Source organism: uncultured Chitinophaga sp. (assembly GCF_937898475.1).
Taxonomy (GTDB): domain Bacteria; phylum Bacteroidota; class Bacteroidia; order Chitinophagales; family Chitinophagaceae; genus Chitinophaga.
In genome coordinates this window covers 45125-64839 of the sequence record NZ_CALEJS010000037.1, presented here as the reverse complement: position 1 = coordinate 64839, position 19715 = coordinate 45125, and the positions used below count along the sequence as shown (strand labels likewise).

The following is a 19715-nucleotide window of genomic DNA, read 5'->3' as shown; positions in this document are numbered from 1 at the left end:
CAAAATTATTTGCTAATATTGTATAAGCAAGCCCCCGTAAGGGTTTTAATAATTTAATAATCTCACAATGGACCAGAATTTTTCACCGCAAGTAAAGGAGATCATTTCGTTTAGCAGGGAGGAGGCTTTACGCTTGGGAAATGATTTCATAGGCACAGAACACCTGCTGCTGGGCATAATTCGTGAGGGTGAAGGCACCGCAGTAAAAATTCTGCAGGCATTGAATGTGGACCTCTATGAATTGCGCAAAGAGGTTGAATTGGCCGTAAAAGACAAGACCGGTAAGAACATTGCCAATATCAATAGTCTTCCACTAACAAGGCAGGCAGAAAAGGTCATCAGGGTCACTGTACTCGAAGCAAAGGCTTTAAAGAGCCCTACCGTTGAAACGGAGCACCTGATGCTGTCTATTCTCAAGAATAAGGAAAACGTTTGTACACAAATCTTACAACAGTTTGACGTGGACTACGATACTTTTAAAAACGAGCTGGGCTTTGTAAAGTCAGCAGATCCTAAAGCCGAGTTTGACGACCCGGGCGAAGAGGAATTTGAGGACGAAAGAAAAAGTTTCGCCTCAAAAAGCAAGCAAACCAACACCAAGTCTAAAACTCCGGTTCTGGACAATTTTGGCAGGGATATCACCAAGCTCGCTGAAAGCGGAAGCCTGGATCCCATTGTTGGCCGCGAGCAGGAAATTGAGAGAGTGTCCCAGATACTTTCCCGCCGTAAAAAGAATAACCCGATCCTGATCGGCGAACCTGGTGTGGGTAAAACCGCTATCGTGGAAGGTCTCGCGCTGCGCATCGTGCAAAGGAAAGTATCCCGCGTATTATTCGACAAACGTGTGGTAAGCCTTGACCTCGCTGCACTCGTTGCCGGTACCAAATACCGCGGCCAGTTTGAAGAAAGGATGAAGGCTATCATGAACGAGCTGGAAAAGAACCGGGATGTGATCCTCTTCATAGATGAGATCCATACCATCGTTGGCGCCGGCGGAGCTTCCGGCTCACTCGATGCCTCCAATATCTTCAAACCAGCCCTGGCACGTGGCGAACTCCAATGCATTGGCGCTTCTACCCTGGACGAATACCGTATGTATATCGAAAAGGATGGCGCGCTGGACCGCCGCTTTCAGAAGGTAATGGTAGATCCGCCCACCGTGGACGAAACCATACAGATACTCAACAATATCAAACCCAGGTATGAAGAGTATCACAACGTTAGCTACACAGAAGAAGCTATCGACGCATGTGTAAAACTGAGCGACCGCTACATGACAGACCGTCTGCTGCCCGATAAGGCGATAGACGTGTTGGATGAAGTAGGCGCCCGCGTACACCTGAAGAACATCAACGTTCCGCAGAACATCCTGGACCTCGAAAAACAGATCGAGGATATCAAACAGGAAAAAAATAAGGTCGTGAAAAGCCAGCGCTTCGAAGAAGCAGCAGCCCTTCGCGATACCGAAAAGAAACTGGGAGAAGACCTGGAACGCGCCAAAGCAGTTTGGGAAGAAGAAGTGAAACATAAACGCTACCCCATCGATGAAGAAGCCATCGCAGAAGTAGTGAGTATGATGACCGGCATTCCCGTTAAACGTATGGTGCAGGCCGAATCTGAAAAACTCCGCCGCATGGGTGAAGACCTGAAAGGCGCTGTAGTTGGACAGGACGAAGCCATCTCCAAGGTTACCAAAGCCATCCAACGTAACAGGGTAGGTCTGAAAGATCCTAAAAAGCCAATCGGTACCTTTATCTTCCTCGGTCCTACCGGTGTGGGTAAAACTGAGCTGGCAAAAGCCCTGGCACGGTACATGTTCGATTCCGAAGACTCACTGATCCGTATAGATATGAGTGAGTATATGGAGAAATTCTCCGTAAGCCGCCTGATAGGTGCGCCTCCGGGATACGTTGGTTACGAAGAAGGCGGTCAGCTCACCGAAAAAGTACGCCGTAAACCTTACTCCGTGATCCTGCTGGATGAGATCGAAAAAGCACATCCGGATATCTATAACATCCTGCTCCAGGTACTGGACGACGGTATACTTACAGATGGCCTGGGCCGTAAAGTGGATTTCAAGAACACCCTCATCATCATGACCTCCAATATCGGGGTGCGACAGCTGAAAGACTTCGGCGCAGGGGTGGGCTTCACTACAGGTGCCAAAGCCATGAACGAAGAGGAAAATACCAAGGCAGTGATCGAGAAATCACTCAAACGGACATTCTCCCCCGAGTTCCTCAACCGTATCGATGACGTGGTCATCTTCAACTCACTGACCAAAGAACATATCTATGTGATCATCGATATCACCATGAAGAGCGTACTGAAACGCCTCAACAACCTGGGCTTCAGCCTCGAACTGACAGACGAAGCAAAAGGCTTCCTCGCAGAGAAAGGTTACGACCAGCAGTTTGGCGCCCGTCCGCTCCACAGGGCCATCCAGAAATACCTGGAAGATCCTCTGGCAGAAGAGATCCTCAATATGAACATCCATAACGGGGATATCCTGGTAGCAGACCTGGATAAAGAAAACCAGAAGCTGATCTTTACCATTAAAAATCAGCCCAAAAGCAACAAATCAGAGAAATCAGAAGCATAATAAATAGAATGCTTTGTTAAAATTAAGATCCCGATCCGGCCTACCGGGTCGGGATTACTATTTTAAGTAACACGAACATGTGAGCTAATCCCGCGCAACTTCACCGCAGTCAGTTCCCCCGCAAACGCTTTACCTGCGTTTTCTGCACTTTCACCCCTCATTATCATACGTACACCCGGATCAGGTACTTTCACATAGAGTAAAACTTGCATATAAAATGGTACCATAATACCATTTTAGTTACTACATAAATAACTCATTTTTGTGATATGATATTTATTCAGTATCTGAATAACAGTGTGCAACATTAACGTTATAACGGAAACACTGATATGCCGGATCTTAACCGGCAGCAATTTTGGCCATTAAATTATTGGGGACAAACAGTAGAACAATAGCAGCTGCATTGAGCGCGCATCCGCTCCCGTGGCTTTTTATATTAATGAATGGATGTAATCTAAAATTGGTGAAAATTAAATATCCGTGAAGAAGGTAACCCCTTCAAACATTATTGGACTGATAACTATCCTTATACCATGAACAGATCTTTACGCATTGCAGCGAAGCTGCTCTTTGCTGGCGCCCTGACTATAGGCGCCCTTACCTCGAAAGCCCAGCTGAAAGTGGGCGACAATCCTACCAATATCCAGCGTTCCGCTGTATTGGAACTGGAATCCAACAGACAGGGTCTTTTGCTGCCCCGTCTTACTGACACTGCCGCGATCAATGCCCTTGCTCCCTTGGATGGTATGATCATCTACTTCTCAGACGGCGTTACACCTGGTCCTAACAGGGGCCTGTATGTAAGGAAATTCGGTCACTGGGTAAAAATGGCCGACGCTTCTGTTGCAGGCAGCAACTGGACCTTAACCGGTAACACAGGTACCAACCCTACTAATAACTACATTGGTACCAGCGATGCGCAGGCCTTATCTATCCGTACAAACGCTACAGAAGCCGTGCGTGTTACGGCCACCGGTAACGTAGAACTGAAAAACGTAGCAGCAGGAACCGCTGAAGTAGAAGTACTGGTACTCGGTACAGGCGGCGCCGTGATGAGACGCACGATGCCTGCTGCCGCATTTTCCAACGTGATCTCCAGCCTGAATGGCGATCTCACTCCCGACCAGACACTGGAGGTGGATAGCGCAGGTATGGATTTTAACATCGTACATAATGGTACTGGTGAACACAGGTTCAATATACCCACACAGGATGGTACTAAAACAAGAGGTCTGCTCACACAGGCTGACTGGAACAGGATCAACGACGCACAGAAAGCGATCGTGATCGGTACCTTCTCTATTACTCCCGTTGCCACCGGTTTATCACTGGACGCAGCTACCGGTACTTTGACTTTGCACGCTGCAGATGCCACCAATCCCGGTGCCGTTTCTACAGCCGCACAAACATTTGCCGGAGCTAAAACTTTCCAGGATGACCTGACTGCAGCTGCTAACCTGAATGTTACGGGTAATGCGGTAGTAGGCGGAGACGCTACCGTAACCGGTGTAACCACCCTGAATGGTGCTGCTACCCTGAACGGCGCAACTACCCTTGCTGGTGCTACTACCCTGGATAATACGCTGACTGCTACAAACGCGTTTCCTGCTGCTGCTGCTGCTGAGAACGATGTACTGATCCGCGCTGCCTCCGGTGTGATCTCTCAGAAAACACTGAACGCCGCTGCTTTCGATGGCGCTGTACAGAGCATTAACGGTCAGACAGGTCCCGCTGTTCACTTTAAGAACGGTACAGACGGGAATGACGTTGCTTTTGATAGCACTACTACTGCCAACGTGATCACCCTGAACGTTCCTGATGCTGCTGTAACTGCCCGCGGTGTGGTAACAACCGGTGCACAGGCTTTTGCAGGCGCCAAGAACTACAGGGACTCTGTAGCGGTTGGTGTAACAACAAGGCCTAACTCTACCCTCCAGGTAGAAGGTTCACTGGCGCTGGCTATCACTACAGTAAATACCAACTACACAGTTACCGCAACAGATAATACGGTATTGGTAGATGCTGCTACTGCCCCTGTAACTATTACCCTGCCTGCTGCAGGTACTATCAAAGGCCGTATCTATACCATCAAGAAAATTGCCGGTGGTCTTGATAATGGCGTAACAATCACTCCTGCAGGCGGTGCACAGATAGAAGGTGGCACCAGCTATCCTATTTATAACGACTGGACTTTCGTTACACTGCAAACTGACGGTACCAACTGGTACATCATTAAGAAATAAGGATATTTTCAGTTAACAGGAACGGCTATATGCCGTTCCTGTTAACACCGTTTTGTAAGCTCCTTTTTCCTGAACTATCCATGAGATCCTGAGATGATGAATATAACTCTACCCTCCCGTATCTGTAAATTAGCAGCGTTGCTGATATTCATATCTGCCGCAGCACAGGCACAGCAACTGAAGCTGGGTAAAAACCCTACTGTACTGAAAAAGTCGGCCCTGTTGGAATTGGAAAGCGATAACCAGGGACTGCTGTTAACACGCGTTAACGATACAACCGCTTTATCCCCCTTATTCACCGCCGATGACGGTACATTGATCTATTTGAAATCAGATAACAGCCTGTATATCCGCTCGCTTGCAGGATGGAGAAAACTGTCCACAGGCTCCGGAACCGGTACTATTACCTTAAGCGGTGATCTTACCGGTACTGGAACAGGAACAGTTCCCGCTACAATCAGTAACCAGGCAGTTAGCTTCGCAAAATTTCAGAACATCAATACCCAGCGTTTGCTGGGCAGGTACACCGCCGGAGCAGGTAGCATGCAGGAAATAAGCCTGAACAGCTCTCTGAAGCTGAATACCGGTGGTACATTATATGCCGACAGTGCACTGGCTATCTGGAATGCCAGCAAGATCCAAAGCAGAAGGGTGCTGGATACTGTACCCGGTAACGGTGATGTCTTGAAATGGAATCCTACCAGGGCCATGTGGTTGCCTTCACAGGATATCACAGGTGGTGCTTCGTACGGAACACTTACAGATAACGATATATCGAAAGCAACCGCACCCGATCCCCAGTACAGGATGAAGATCTGGGCCAGTCCCATTTCCGGCGTTGTGCAAAACGGTCCGCTTGGTACAGGCGCCCATGCATGGAGTGTATTATCCTTCCAGATGCAGGCCAGTCCAACCAATGCGTTCACTACCCAGCTTTACTTTGATAAAAACACCCTGGCCCTGAAAGAATGGGGTGGCGTTGATCCGCTGACTACAAATACTGGTAATACCTGGTATAAAGTGGTAACCACACATGGTGATAACTCCTTTACAGATGGCGGGATCATCTTTGCAGGCAAAACCTCTGACGCTAATACGGAGGTGAGACAGGACGCTGCCAACTTTTTCTGGAATAATAGCAGTAAGTCGCTGGCTATTGGTTCCAATGCGCCGACAAGTACACTTGATCTGAATGGTAGCTTTTCATTGCCTATACGATCTGTAAACGGCAGTACTACAGTGACCGCTACTGATTATACAATTATTAAAACTGGTAACGGAAACGCCACTATAACGCTTCCTGCTGCTTCATCATGTCCGGGAAGGGTATATGTCGTAAAACGCATAAGTGGCTCCGGTACTGTGGGCATAACATCAAACGGCGGAAACGTTGACGGTTCAGGTACGTTAAATATGGGAGGGACCGCAAATCTTTCTTTTATGCTCCAGTCAGATGGTAACAACTGGTATACTCTTTCTAAAAGTTAATAAGAGAGAACCGATCAAGTGAAAAGAAGACTACTGAAATATCTACTAACCGCATTCCTGTCAGGCATAACGGCTTTGTCCTTTGCCCAGCAATCCGCCTACATTCCCCCCGGCGGACAAGCCTGGATATTCGGCAATGCTCCCGTTGCGCTCTACGGCAATATGCAACAGGAGGGTACCCTCGGCTCCAATCCCAACGCATTATTCTACTTCCTCGGTAAACGCTGGGTGAACGGCAACGCCGCTTCCCTGCCCGATGAAAGCACCGGAGGTCTCAACGGCACCGGTGGCATATTCCGCTTTTCTTCCAACAATACATTATACGGTAATACAGGTCAGCAAAGCATCTTTGGCGCTTACAGTGTGGCCGGCGGTATGGGCGCCAGCTTCCCCAACCTGGAGCTGAGCAACTCCGCAGGCCTGATCCTGGAAGACCTGAGCGATCTGAAGATCCGCAATACGCTTCATTTCAATAGTGGTCATATCTTCCTGAATGGCTGGAACCTGTCTGTAGGGCAGAACGCCCCTGGCAACATTACCGGCTACAGCGACCATCGTTTCGTGGTAACAGGTACAGGAGCCGCAGGGGGCTATCTCTACCGCGAAGGCCTCACCGCCGCCACAGGCAGGGTGGTTTTCCCCGTGGGTACAGCTGTCGGCAACTATGCCCCGGCGGCCATCGCCACCCAGGGCGCCCCTGATAACTTCAAAGTGCGCGTGTTCGACAACATCTACCAGAACGCAATTAGCGGTGCGCTTTTGCAAGATACCTTTATCTACAAAACCTGGGATATCGGCCACAGCCAAACAGGCAAAGCCCAGACAGATGTGATCCTGCAGCACATGAACACCGCCGAAATGCCCCTGTACGCCGCCTACCGCGACAGCAGCTATATTATTCATTATAACGGCGCCACCTGGGACCGCCTGCCACAACTGCCTTACCAACCGCAAACAGGTACGCTTACCACTCAAACCATGGGAACGGGCGCTACCATGCACCTGCGCAGTTTTCCCGGCGGACTGGCCAGCCAGGAGTTTTTCTCCAAAACGATCGGCTTCCCGGTGCTGCTGCCCCCGGCAGACTTTATCCTGTTCAATGCCTGGCGTATCTCTATCGATCAGGTACGCCTGGAATGGTCTACCCGCAAGGAAGTCAACAATGCCGTGTTTGAGATCGAACGCCGCTTTGATGGTGAAACAGACTTTACCACCATTGCCAGGGTACCCACCAGGGCGCCCGGCGGATACAGCAATTACCGCATCGATTACCCCTACCTGGATAATAACGACGCCGATGTCTGGACCTACTACCGTATAAAAGCCGTTTCACGCACCGGACAGGTTAGCTACACAGAGATCAGGGCCGTGCCGCCGCTGATCAAGATAGATGTCTATCCTAACCCGAACATGGGCCAGTTCCATGTACGTATCCGCGGCATCCGTACGCCGCTGGTGATGCAGCTGATGAACACCTGGGGACAGGTACTGCGCGAGTACGACGTACAAAATGATGCAGATGTAGAGATCCGCGAAGTGCCCGCCGCCATGTACTTCCTGGTATTGTATCATAAAGCAACCCAACAGGTAGCATACCGTTGTAAGGTGGAAGTGCTGGGACAACAATAATTTAAAAGTCTGAGGGTTTGACAGTTTAAAACGTTCGCGAACGTATAAATTTTCAAACCCTCAGGCTTTTAAACCCTCAAACTTTCAAACTTTCAAACATGTCCTGTTTTTTCATCTTTTTACTACATTTGTGTAAACATTAACGGTTTGAAGAAGATCATCATCACGATAGACGGTTATTCCTCCTGCGGAAAAAGCACACTGGCCAGGCAATTGGCCAGGGAGCTGGACTACATCTACATAGACAGCGGAGCAATGTACCGGGCCATCACCTTCTACTTCATTCAAAACCGTGTGGACTGGTCGGATACCGCAGCGGTAAAAGCTGCGCTGGAAAATATTCACCTGGAATTTGAGTATAACCCCGAAACGTCCCAGTCAGACATTTACCTCAACGGAGAAAATATCGAACATCTCATCCGCGAGATGCTCGTAGCAGAGAAAGTGAGCGAGGTAGCCGCCATCCGTGAAGTGCGTGAGTTTGCAGTAGCGCAGCAACAGAAAATGGGAGAGAAGAAAGGCATCGTGATGGACGGACGAGACATCGGTACCACGGTATTCCCCCATGCCGAACTGAAGATCTTCATGACCGCAGATACCGCTGTTCGCGTAGAACGCCGCTTCAGAGAACTCTATGCAAAGAACAAACACATTACCCTGCAGGAAGTAAAAGAAAATCTTGAACTGCGGGATTATATCGACTCCAACCGCGAGATCAGCCCCCTTCGCAGGGCAGATGATGCTATTATACTGGATAACAGTGAGTTAAGCATGGATGACCAGCTCAGGTTAGCCCTGCAATGGGTAGAGGATGTCATGATCGTACAACCCTCATAACCATTTCTTTCATAAATATTATTTCGGTTTTAGAGAAACGTTTTATACATTTGTTTTGATTCCGTGACCTACGGAAGCCTCAGATAGTTTACCACATCCTTTCGAATTTCCTTTATACATTTTTTTCCACCTTATCCGTATGTAAAAGCCATGCTTTGGTCTTATTGGTATTCAATAAGTGATAAAGATTTTGTGCAGACAGTAGAACATAGGCATAACGGGTATTTGTATATAGTCAGTACTTGATCATAATGTGTTGCTTTGGGAAAAATTTTACCCTGGCTGTATCCAAGAAGGACCTCTAAGCTATTAACCGTATATAGAGCATTTGTATATAAAATAAACGCCGGACAGGTTGCCAGGACGGCTGTTATAAACTTAATGTGGAATAGGATTGGGAAACCGGTCTTATTTCATGTTTTCAGTAGGTGTATTCGGTTAATAGGAAGAAGGGGCGAATTCTTTCGCCCTTTCGCTTTTTTTATGAATACCATCTTACAGGTCAGCAACCCGTAAGCATGATTAATTATTCATTCTTAATTATTAATTATTTAAATTGTGTTAGTTCTATTACCCTACTGATCCATGTTCAGCAAAGGTGTATGTATCTTATTTAGTTTAGCCGTTTGGGCAAGTGTAAACGTACTGGGGCAGGACTCATTGCTGGTACAACGTACGCTCGATTCTGCCAGAACATTGCCAAATGACACCAATAAAGTAAAATGGTTCATTGAAAGGGGGAGGGCAATGGCGCGTTTTTACGATGAGAGAAAAGAGGAGAATACCTTCCTGCAGGAAGCTATCAACCTTGGGCTGCGCCTGAAATATGCGCGGGGCCTTACGCATGCCTATAACGAAGTAGGCACCTCCAAGCGGAACAAATCTCAATATATACTTGCGGCGGATCTCCACGAGAAAGCGATAAAATATGCAGAGGAAACAAAAGATAACCGCCTGATCAGTAATGCCCTGAACAACGCCGGTGTAGATAACCGCCGGATGGACCAGCTGCAGAAAGCCTTCGAGCTCCATTTCAGGGCCCTCCACGCAGCAGAAAAGGCCAATGATGTTCGCAATATCTGTGTAGCAATCAATAGTATTGGTAATATCGAACTCTCCACCGGGAAATACACAGAGGCCCTCGGCCACTTTACCAAAGCCCTGTCGCTCGAAGAAAAGAATAAGAATGACCTCGGGGTGGCCATTAACCTGGCCAATATCGGCTACGCCTACCAGGGCCTAGGTAAAACAGACCTGGCCATCGAGTTCTACAAGCGCTCGCTGGAAGTGAACCGGAAGCTGAAGAACACCACGGGCATGGTGATATGCTACAACTCCCTGGGCGCCGCCTTCCAGGAAAAAAAGGACTATACACATGCCATGGATGCCCTGCAAAGAGCCCTGGCCATCAATGATAAAGTGGATGACAAGGTGCACTCCGCGGAAAGCTACCTGAATATTGGTAAATTGCTGAGTAAGGAACGCAAACACGAGGAAGCCCGCGCCTATTTTCAGAAGTCGATCGACCTGAGCCTTTTCTGGCGGTTCAAATCTATGTTGTATGAAGGCTATAAAGCCCTGGCTGCAGACTATAAAGCCAGCGGGGATTTTGAAAAGTCCCTGGCAGCATTGAATAAATCGCTGCTGTACAAGGATAGCATACTGGATGAGAACTCCGCCCTGGCCCTGGCCCAGACAAGGGCTATATATGAAGTAGACCGTAAAGACAACCAGATCAAATTACTGGAACATGATAAACAGATAAGCGAGCTGCGTACCAAACGTAACATTGTGTATACGCTTTCCACCGCAGGCTTTTTATTCATGCTGGCCATCGGCGGATTTTTCTATATCCGTCACCGTAACCTGGAGGCCAACAAACACACCCTGCAGCTGGAACTGCGTTCCCTGCGTGCGCAGATGAACCCGCATTTTATCTTTAACTCATTAAGTTCCATCCACCGCTTCATATGGAGCAACAACCAGGAGGAGGCCTCAGACTACCTAACCAAGTTCTCCCGGCTAATGCGTATGATCCTGGATAATACCCAGCATACCTTTATATCGCTGAACAAGGAAGTGGAATCACTACGCCTGTACCTCGACCTGGAACGGCTGCGCTGCAACGGGGTCTTTGACTACAACATCACCGTGGCAGATGAGATCAATGATGAAGAAGTGATGATCCCCCCAATGATCATCCAGCCCTACGTGGAAAATGCCATCTGGCATGGTCTGGTGCATAAATCAGGTAAAGGCCTGCTCTCCATCGATATGATGCTGAATGGCCGTACACTTGTATGCATAGTTACAGATAATGGTATCGGCCGTAAAAGGGCCATGGAAATAAAGGCTAAGAAAGGAGTGACCCACCGTTCAATGGGCATGCAGGTTACAGAAGGCCGTATAGATCTGATCAGGAAGATCAATAACAGCAGGGACACTAACGTAATAATTACAGATCTGGAAGACGGGGAAGGCAGGCCGGCTGGCACACAGGTAAAGCTTACCCTTCCCGTAGAGCTGATTTTTTAGTTTGAAAGTTTAAAAGTTTAATCGTTTAAAACGTTCGCGAACGTCTCAAACGCTCAAACACGTAAACTTTCAAACTTATTATACACAGACTTACAACTAAAACACTTGAACGCATGAGCGAAATCAAAGCTATCATTGTGGACGATGAGCAACACTGTATAGATGCCCTGCAAACCATGTTACAGAAGAAATGCCCGGAAGTAACAGTCATAGCAGGCGTTAACAGCGTAAGAGAGGCCAAAGCCCTTATCGACGAGGCACAGCCCGACCTGGTATTCCTGGACGTGGAAATGCCTTACCAGAATGGTTTTGAACTGCTGAAACTATTTGACAGGATATCCTTTGACGTGATATTCACTACAGCCTTTGAACAATATGCCTTAAAGGCCATTAAATTCAACGCACTAGACTACCTGCTGAAACCTTTCAGTATCCAGGAGCTGCAGGAGGCCGTACAGAAATGCCGTGATAGAAAAGCCGCCGGCCGCCCGAAAGAGAATAACATCTCGCCCCTCGATGTGTTCCTGGCCAATATGAAAACACTCCACCAAACCCACCGCAAAATAGCCCTGCCTACAATCAACGGTCTTGTGTTCATGCCTGTACAGAATATTGTACGCTGTGAGTCTACAGGCAACTATACCAAGATATTCTTTACAGATAAAAAGCACCTGCTGGTGTCCCGTCCCCTGAAGGAGTTTGAGGAGATGCTCTCCGATATGGATTTCTTCCGGGTGCACAACTCACACCTCATCAACCTGCAGCAGATGCAGTCCTATATACAGGGTGAGGGCGGCTTTGCGCTCATGACAGATGGCACGCAGGTAGAAGTATCAAGAAGAAGAAAAGCGGAGTTCCTTAAAAGGGCCATGCAATTCTAGTTATCCGGATTTATCCGTTTTTACGCCACTTATTTGAAAATCTCCGCCGGATAATAAATGTGAGTTGTGTAAGGTTTTTAGATCAGGTATTTTTGTTTCAGTAAGTCACACGATCACAATATAAAATTTATATAAACTCTTTTTTTCTCTGCATTACTAGCATTGAGTAGCCCCAAAGAAAAAAGGCACCTTACAGGTGTCTTTTTTAATTAGTATAATTTGCAACCGATGTCAATTTAAGGGCTTTCCCTTTCACCATCAATTTGTCCACGCTGCCGCCAGTTCATCCGCCTTATGCTCCAGCCCATAGAACCCAAGCAGTTTACGGATCACGCCTTCCACCAACGCATCCGGGCAGGAAGCCCCGCTGGTCAGCATAATGGTCACCGGCGTTTGATCCGGCAGGAAACGAAAGCTGTGCAGCTCCTGTTTGTGATGGAAATCCCAGTGCATGATCTCATTGGCAGAAACGATCTTTTCTTCGGATGAGATAAAGTAAGTAGGCAGTTTCTCTTCGCACAGCTCCACCAGGTGAGAGGTGTTGGAACTGTTATACCCGCCCACAACGATGGCCAGGTCGGCGTCTTCCTGTAAAAGGCCGTTCACCGCACTCTGGTTGTCATTGGTGGCATAGCATAAGGTATCACGGGTATCGGCAAAACGTTCTGCCGCATTGTCTTCCGTAGCAGCATATTTGCTGATGATCACGCTGCGGATGTAGTCGGCTATGGCCTGGGTTTCGGTGGCCAGCATGGTGGTCTGGTTCACTACACCCACCCTTTGCAGGTCGGTTTCCACGTTAAAACCGGGAGAGTACTGTCCTTTGAACAGCTCCGCGAATTCTGCGGCAGGCCGCTCACCGCTGATGAACGCTCCCAGGATCTTTGCCTGCTCCATGTCTTTTACCACCACAGTAGGCGTGTTATGCCGGCTATGAGAAAAAGTGGCCCGGGTTTCTTCATGCCCCGGTTTACCATGTACAATAACGGTATAGTCTTTCTGGCCTATCTGTTCGGCCTTATTCCATACCCGCTCCACAAAAGGACAGGTGGTATTGTATTGTAGAGGGGAAATGCCCAGTTCATTCAGCCGGGCTTCTATCTCCAGGGTAGTGCCAAAGGCAGGTATGATCACAATATCATCCGGCTGCAGGTCCTCCCAGGGCACCAGCTGTCTGCCGGCTGTATCCATAATGAATTGTACGCCTTTCTCCAGCAGGTCATTATTCACGTGCGGATTATGGATCATCTCACTGAGCAAAAAGATGCGCCTGCCGGGGTTCTCTTCAACGGTCCTGAAAGCGATCTCAATGGCGTTCTCCACACCGTAGCAAAACCCGAAGTGCCGGGCCAGTAATATCTTTAACGCCCCAAAATCAAGCGCGGTGGGCTTAAAATTCTTCTTCATCCTGTCCTGCTGCTTGCGCTTGTTTTTAATGGCGGTAATGAGTGGGCTGCGGTATATAATGGGAACGTTAAATGTCTTCATGCTGCAAATTTAGTCATTACTTGCAAGTTGTTGTTTGTTACTTGTCAGTTGCCTGTTAGTTGCCGGTCACCGGAAAATCCCCCCTGACCCTATCCGCACCCAGGCTAAAAGCTAACAGCCAGCAGCTAACAGCTACTCCTTACTGTGCTTATCCAGCCAGGCCCGTTCTTCCGGGCTCAGGCTGCCGATGCCTTTTTCGTTGATCTTGTCCAGCAGCTGGTCCAGTTTAAGCTGACGGTTTTCATCCTGGGCTTTCTTCACCACTTTCAGGGGTGATTTTTTAGGTTTGAACGCGCGCTTCTGACGAGGTTTGGCGGTATTTGCACCAGACAGGGCGTCAAACACCCACATCAGGGGTTGGCAAAGGTCTGTACCGTTCTTCAGGAGACGGATGTATATGAATCCCAGTGCGGCTCCGCCTATATGGGCAATGATACCGCCTATGTTTCCCTGGGGGATGGAAATCAGGTCAAGCACTATAATGGCCATCGCAAGCCATTTCAGCCGGACGCTGCCCAGCAGCAACAGCCCTATTTCGTAGTTGGGCATCAGGGTGGCGCTGCCCACCAGCAGGCACATAACGGCGGCAGAAGCGCCCAGCAAAGGCAGATTCACCGCAGCGGGGAACAGCAGGTTAAAGCTCAGCATATACAGTACGCCGCCCATCAGGCCGCCCAGCAGATAGAGCGGCAGGATCCGCTTATTGCCCAGGAAATCCCGGAAAAGATTGCCAAACCAATACAGGTTCAGCATATTGAAGAATATGTGAAAAATGTTAATGTGTGCAAACATGTAGGTGAATAATCCCCAGGGTTTTCTCAGCAATACCTCCAGGTTGCTGTGTAACACCAATTGGTCTGAGACAAACGTAAAAGCTACAGCTCCCGCCCTGCTGAAATAAGCGATCAGGCGTAAAAGGCCTAAGACCACAAAAATGGCTATATTCCAGAAAAGCAGGTGGTTAACTGTGTTTCCTTGTCTCAGCCAGTACCGAATATCCGATTGAAAAGAGGTTCCGTTCATAACTGAAAATTACTATTTAACGGGCAAATGAGTTGGCCAAAAATTTTCACTAAATTAAGGGTTCCGCCCCTTTTTTTACGTATCTTTGCCGTCCCGTTAAAGGGTAGTGGCCCGTCCCGGTCTTAATCGGTAGGCTAACGCCCTGGGAAATTAAATTAAATGGAGGAACCAAATTTTGGCAGAAAACAACATTACTAACGAACAAAACGCTGAACAACAGGCTCCGCAGGCAGCACCTGCCGCGGCAGAAACAGCGACACCAAATGCTCCTGTTGCCGTTACCGCTCACGATGACTTCGATTGGAGCGTAGACAAACGTAACGTATCTTCTTACAGCAAAGAAGAAAAAGTAAAGTACGACCAGACGTACGAGAGCACCTTTAAGGTGATCGAGGAGAATGGCCTGATCAACGGTACAGTGGTTGGTTTAACCAAAACCGATGCCGTGATCAACATCGGCTTCAAATCCGACGGTCTGATCTCCCTCAACGAATTCCGCGACCTGCCCGGCGTTAAAGTGGGCGACGAAGTGGAAGTACTCGTTGTAGAAAAAGAAGACCGCGACGGTAACCTGCACCTGAGCCGCAAACAGGCGCGCCAGCAACGTGCATGGGAAAAGATCGTGGAAGTTTACAAAACAGGCGAAGTGGTTACTGGTATCGTTACCAGCAAAACCAAAGGCGGCCTGATCGTAGATGTTTACGGTATGGAAACATTCCTGCCCGGTTCCCAGATCGATGTGAAACCGGTAACAGACTACGACCAGTTTGTAGGCAAAACCATGGAGTTCAAGGTGGTGAAAGTGAACGAAGCCATCCGCAACGCCGTAGTTTCCCACAAAGCACTCATCGAAAGCGATATCGAACAACAGAGAGTGGATATCATCTCCAAACTGGAAAAAGGCCAGGTATTGGAAGGTACCATCAAGAACATCACCGACTTTGGCGCGTTTATCGACCTGGGCGGCCTCGATGGTCTGTTATACATCACCGATATCAGCTGGGGACGTATATCTCACCCGAGCGAAATACTCCAGATGGATCAGAAGATCAATGTGGTGGTACTCGACTTCGACGACGAGAAAAAACGTATCAGCCTCGGTTACAAACAACTGACCCCGCATCCGTGGGATACTTTACCCGCTCACATCACCGAAGGTGCTAAAGTGAAAGGTAAAGTGGTGAACATCGAAGATTACGGCGCGTTCCTCGAAATCCTGCCCGGCGTAGAAGGCCTGGTACACGTTTCCGAGATCTCCTGGGCTTCTACTCCTATCAATGCAAAAGAATTCTTCAAATTAGGCGAAGAATACGAAGCAGTAGTAGTTACCCTGAGCAAAGATGAGCGTAAGATGAGCCTGTCCATCAAACAACTCACCGAAGATCCCTGGGCTACTATCGAAACCAAATTCCCGCTCGACAGCCGTCACAAAGGTATCGTGAAGAACATCACTCCTTATGGCGTATTCGTAGAGCTGGAAACAGGTATCGGCGGTATGATCCACATCTCCGACCTGAGCTGGATCAAACGCTTTAACCACCCCAGTGAGTACACTAAAGTAGGTAACGAAATAGAAGTAGTTATCCTGGGTATCGATAAAGACAACCGCAAGCTGAGCCTTGGTCACAAACAGATCGAGGAAGATCCCTGGAACACTTTCGAAACTATATTCCCCATCGGTTCGCTGCATGAAGGAACTGTAGTGAAGAAAGATGAGAAAGGCGCTACCGTTCAGCTGCAATATGGCCTGGAAGCTTACGCTCCTGCACGCCACCTCAGAACTGAAGATGAGAAACCCATCAACGTGGAAGATGTGAAAGAATTCATGATCATCGAATTCGACCGCAGCGAAAAACGTATCCTGGTATCTCATACAAGGGTTTGGGAACAGGCTAAAGCAGAAGAAAAAGAAGCCGTTGCCAAAGAAAAGAGAGCAGATGCTGACAAAACCCGTAAGGCAGTGAAGAACATCCAGAGCAAAGTAGAAAAAGCTACTCTGGGCGACCTTGGCGCACTGGCCGAACTGAGGGAAAAGCTGAAGCAATCTGAAGGCGGCGAGAAGAAAGAAGGCGACCAGCAGTAATCTGAAGCTTCAAACGCTCATATAAAATCCCTTCCCGTTTACGGGAAGGGATTTTTTTTTGCCCCATGTTGCCACCTGATCACCCGCCCTATGACAGCAGAGGTTAGTTTTTTGCAGGCTTATTATTACATTCAGCCCCCACAGGACCGTTGACATCAACATACCTTAAGCAACAACAGCATGATACTGAAACACTATTTCCACGTAAGTATCCTCTTACTATTACTATGCTCGCAATTGGGCTTTGCCCAGCCCGTTACCCTGCAGGACCTCCGCTGCGAAGCAAAGCAGTCGCCCGTTGGTATAGACCGCGCACATCCCGTCTTTAGCTGGAAACTGGCTTCCACCGCAAAGAACGTGGTGCAGACAAGTTACCGCATCCTCGTAGCCAGCTCCCCGCAGCTGCTGAACTCCACTCCCGATCTCTGGAACTCCGGGAAGATCGCCTCAGCCAACAGCGTTTTTATTCCTTATAGGGGCAAACCCCTGAAAAGCGCTGCCACGGTCTACTGGAAGGTGGAAGTCGAAACCAACAAAGGCCCGGTAGCCCCCCTGGGCGATCACTTTATCACCGGTATCCTCCATCAGCAGGAATGGTCATCGGCCCAATGGATAGGCTATGAAGCCCTGCCGGATACGATGGTTGTGTACCCCGGTGTGCACGGCAGCGGCAATAAGCTGGGGGATAAAGCGCTGAAGCGTTCCCTGTCGCCCTACCTGCGCAAATCTTTCCCGATAGAGAAAAGGGTGCAACAGGCCCTGGTATTTGTCAGCGGCCTGGGGCACTATGAACTGTACCTCAATGGTAAAAAGGTGGGCAATGATTTCCTGGCGCCCGGCTGGACCACCTACTCCAAAACCTGCTTGTACAATACATTTGATATCACCGAACAGCTGCAGCAGCAGGAGAATGTCATTGGCGCCATCGTTGGCAATGGCTTTCTCAATATCAACCGCGAGCGTTACCGTAAACTCGTGATCGCACAAGGTTACCCCATGCTGCGGCTTAAACTGCTCATCCGGTATACCGACGGTTCTTCCGGTGAGATCGTGACAGACAACTCCTGGAAAACAGCGCCCTCACCGGTTGTTTTCAACAGCATATATGGCGGGGAAGATTATAACGCCAACCTGGAACAAAGCGGGTGGTGCCAGGCAGGCTTTAATGATGCAGCCTGGCGTCCGGCACTGCAGGTACAAAGCCCCGGCGGTGAAATGCATGCCCAGATGGCTTATCCGCTACAGGTAATGGATTCCTTCGCGGTGAAAACAGCGGCTATTTCCAAAACAGGAAAATATGTGGCAGACTTCGGTCAGAATGCTTCCGGCATCATCCGCCTGAAGGTAAAAGGCCTCAAAGGCGCAACGGTACGCATCACGCCCGCCGAATTGCTGGACGACAACGGAGAGCCCTACCAGAAGGCCAGCGGCTCCCCTTATTATTTTTCGTATACACTTAAAGGTGATGGGGTGGAAGAATGGACGCCCCGCTTTACTTATTATGGCTTCCGCTATGCCATGGTAGAAGGCGCCGTGCCGGTGAACGATTTCAAGCCCGGCGACTCAGCCCGGTTACAGGACATTACCTTCCTGCATACCCGCAACAGCGCACCTGCCGCCGGTAGTTTTGAATGTTCAGATACACTGTTCAACAGGATACATAGCCTGATCAATTGGGCTATCCGCAGCAATATGGCAAGCGTATCCACCGATTGTCCCCACCGTGAAAAGCTCGGCTGGCTGGAGCAAACCTACCTGCTGCGCGCCTGTGTAGGTTATAACTACGATATCCTGCACCTCTACAATAAAACAGTGGATGATATGATCGCCGCACAGACTCCCGATGGCCTGGTGCCGGATATTGCCCCGGAATACGTAGTGTTCGACGGCGGCTTCCGCGACTCGCCTGAGTGGGGCAGCGCCAGTATACAGATACCCTGGTTTCTCTACACCTGGTATGGCGACAAACAGGTATTGAACAGGGCTTATAATATGATGCAGCGCTACCTGACATACCTCCGCCAGCGCTCAAATGGTCATATACTGGATTATGGCCTGGGCGACTGGTTCGATATGGGGCCCGGCCGTCCAGGCTATGCACAGCTTACTCCGCTCTCACTAACGGCTACGGCTATCTATTTCCAGGACGCTGACGTGATGGCAAAAATAGCGCATGCCTTAGGCAAAACCGCTGACGAACGGCACTATACGCTGCTGGCCGACAGTATAAAACTGGCTTTTAATAACAGGTTCTTCAACCCCGCCACCGGCGTGTATGCCACCGGCAGCCAAACAGCCTACGCCATGCCCCTGTACACGGGCCTTGCAGATAAACAATACCGGGATAAAGTGATCAGCAATCTCGCAGATTCCATCCGCAGCGGTAACTTCAAACTTACTGCCGGGGATATCGGCTATCATTACCTGGTGAATGTGCTGAGCAATAACGGACAATCGCAATTGTTATATGATATGAACAACCGCGATGATGTGCCGGGTTACGCTTTCCAGCTGAAGCACGGCGCTACGGCGCTGACAGAATCCTGGCCGGCGCTTCGTTTTGTGTCTAACAACCACATGATGCTGGGGCACCTGATGGAATGGTTATATAACGGCCTCGCAGGCATCCGCCAGGCGGATAATGATATCGGCTTTTCTACATTGGAGATTGCGCCGCAACCTGTAGACGGCATAGATTGGGTAAAGGCAGGTTTTGAAACCCCGCATGGCAGGGTGGAGGTGCACTGGCGTAAAAAAGGTAAGCAGTTCACACTGGATCTGAGGCTGCCTGCCAACACAAAGGCCAGGGTAGTGCTGCCGGGCAGCAACAAGGTCATAAATGCAGGCTCCGGTGAGCACCATTTTACCGCATCGCGCTGATGGGAACAGGTGCAGATCGCCGG

11 protein-coding genes are annotated in these 19715 nt (G+C 49.1%); 9 read left to right on the top strand and 2 right to left on the bottom strand.

All coding sequences use genetic code 11. The features are described from left to right. Positions 1 to 67: 67 nt before the first annotated feature. From Q0577_RS21845 to Q0577_RS21815, 7 genes are all read left to right on the top strand, one after another. Positions 68 to 2602 carry an ATP-dependent Clp protease ATP-binding subunit gene (locus tag Q0577_RS21845; protein WP_298740138.1) on the top strand — a complete coding sequence of 845 codons (2535 nt, stop codon included), beginning with the start codon at positions 68 to 70 and terminating at the stop codon, positions 2600 to 2602. Between the two features lie 536 nt (positions 2603 to 3138). Continuing rightward, positions 3139 to 4848 carry a hypothetical protein gene (locus tag Q0577_RS21840; protein WP_298740137.1) on the top strand — a complete coding sequence of 570 codons (1710 nt, stop codon included), beginning with the start codon at positions 3139 to 3141 and terminating at the stop codon, positions 4846 to 4848. A 138-nt stretch (positions 4849 to 4986) separates the two neighbouring features. Beyond that, positions 4987 to 6336: a hypothetical protein gene (locus tag Q0577_RS21835; RefSeq protein WP_298740135.1), complete on the top strand. Its 1350-nt coding sequence runs from the start codon at positions 4987 to 4989 to the stop codon at positions 6334 to 6336. 18 nt (positions 6337 to 6354) lie between these two features. Next, positions 6355 to 7965, top strand: a complete 1611-nt coding sequence (locus Q0577_RS21830; protein ID WP_298740134.1) for a T9SS type A sorting domain-containing protein — start codon at positions 6355 to 6357, stop codon at positions 7963 to 7965. A 147-nt stretch (positions 7966 to 8112) separates the two neighbouring features. Continuing rightward, on the top strand, positions 8113 to 8802 hold the full coding sequence (gene cmk / locus Q0577_RS21825; RefSeq protein WP_298740133.1) for a (d)CMP kinase: 690 nt from the start codon (positions 8113 to 8115) through the stop codon (positions 8800 to 8802). 585 nt (positions 8803 to 9387) lie between these two features. Beyond that, positions 9388 to 11337 carry a tetratricopeptide repeat protein gene (locus Q0577_RS21820; protein ID WP_298740132.1) on the top strand — a complete coding sequence of 650 codons (1950 nt, stop codon included), beginning with the start codon at positions 9388 to 9390 and terminating at the stop codon, positions 11335 to 11337. Positions 11338 to 11450: 113 nt separating this feature from the next. Further along, positions 11451 to 12218 carry a LytTR family DNA-binding domain-containing protein gene (locus Q0577_RS21815; RefSeq protein ID WP_298740131.1) on the top strand — a complete coding sequence of 256 codons (768 nt, stop codon included), beginning with the start codon at positions 11451 to 11453 and terminating at the stop codon, positions 12216 to 12218. Positions 12219 to 12476: 258 nt separating this feature from the next. On the opposite strand, the gene Q0577_RS21810 is transcribed toward Q0577_RS21815, so the two are convergent. Together Q0577_RS21810 and Q0577_RS21805 are read right to left on the bottom strand one after the other, a co-directional pair. Next, the gene (locus Q0577_RS21810; RefSeq protein ID WP_298740129.1) at positions 12477 to 13706 is read right to left on the bottom strand and encodes a 4-hydroxy-3-methylbut-2-enyl diphosphate reductase; all 1230 of its coding nucleotides are present in this window, start codon (positions 13704 to 13706) and stop codon (positions 12477 to 12479) included. Positions 13707 to 13838: 132 nt separating this feature from the next. Next, positions 13839 to 14729 carry a rhomboid family intramembrane serine protease gene (locus Q0577_RS21805; protein WP_298740128.1) on the bottom strand — a complete coding sequence of 297 codons (891 nt, stop codon included), beginning with the start codon at positions 14727 to 14729 and terminating at the stop codon, positions 13839 to 13841. Between the two features lie 175 nt (positions 14730 to 14904). Here Q0577_RS21805 and rpsA point away from each other — a divergent pair, with 175 nt between their 5' ends. Next, positions 14905 to 16812: a 30S ribosomal protein S1 gene (gene rpsA, locus Q0577_RS21800; RefSeq protein ID WP_298740127.1), complete on the top strand. Its 1908-nt coding sequence runs from the start codon at positions 14905 to 14907 to the stop codon at positions 16810 to 16812. Between the two features lie 180 nt (positions 16813 to 16992). Continuing rightward, positions 16993 to 19692 (top strand): glycoside hydrolase family 78 protein, encoded by a 2700-nt coding sequence (locus tag Q0577_RS21795; RefSeq protein WP_298740126.1) that lies wholly within the window; start codon positions 16993 to 16995, stop codon positions 19690 to 19692. Positions 19693 to 19715: the final 23 nt, after the last annotated feature.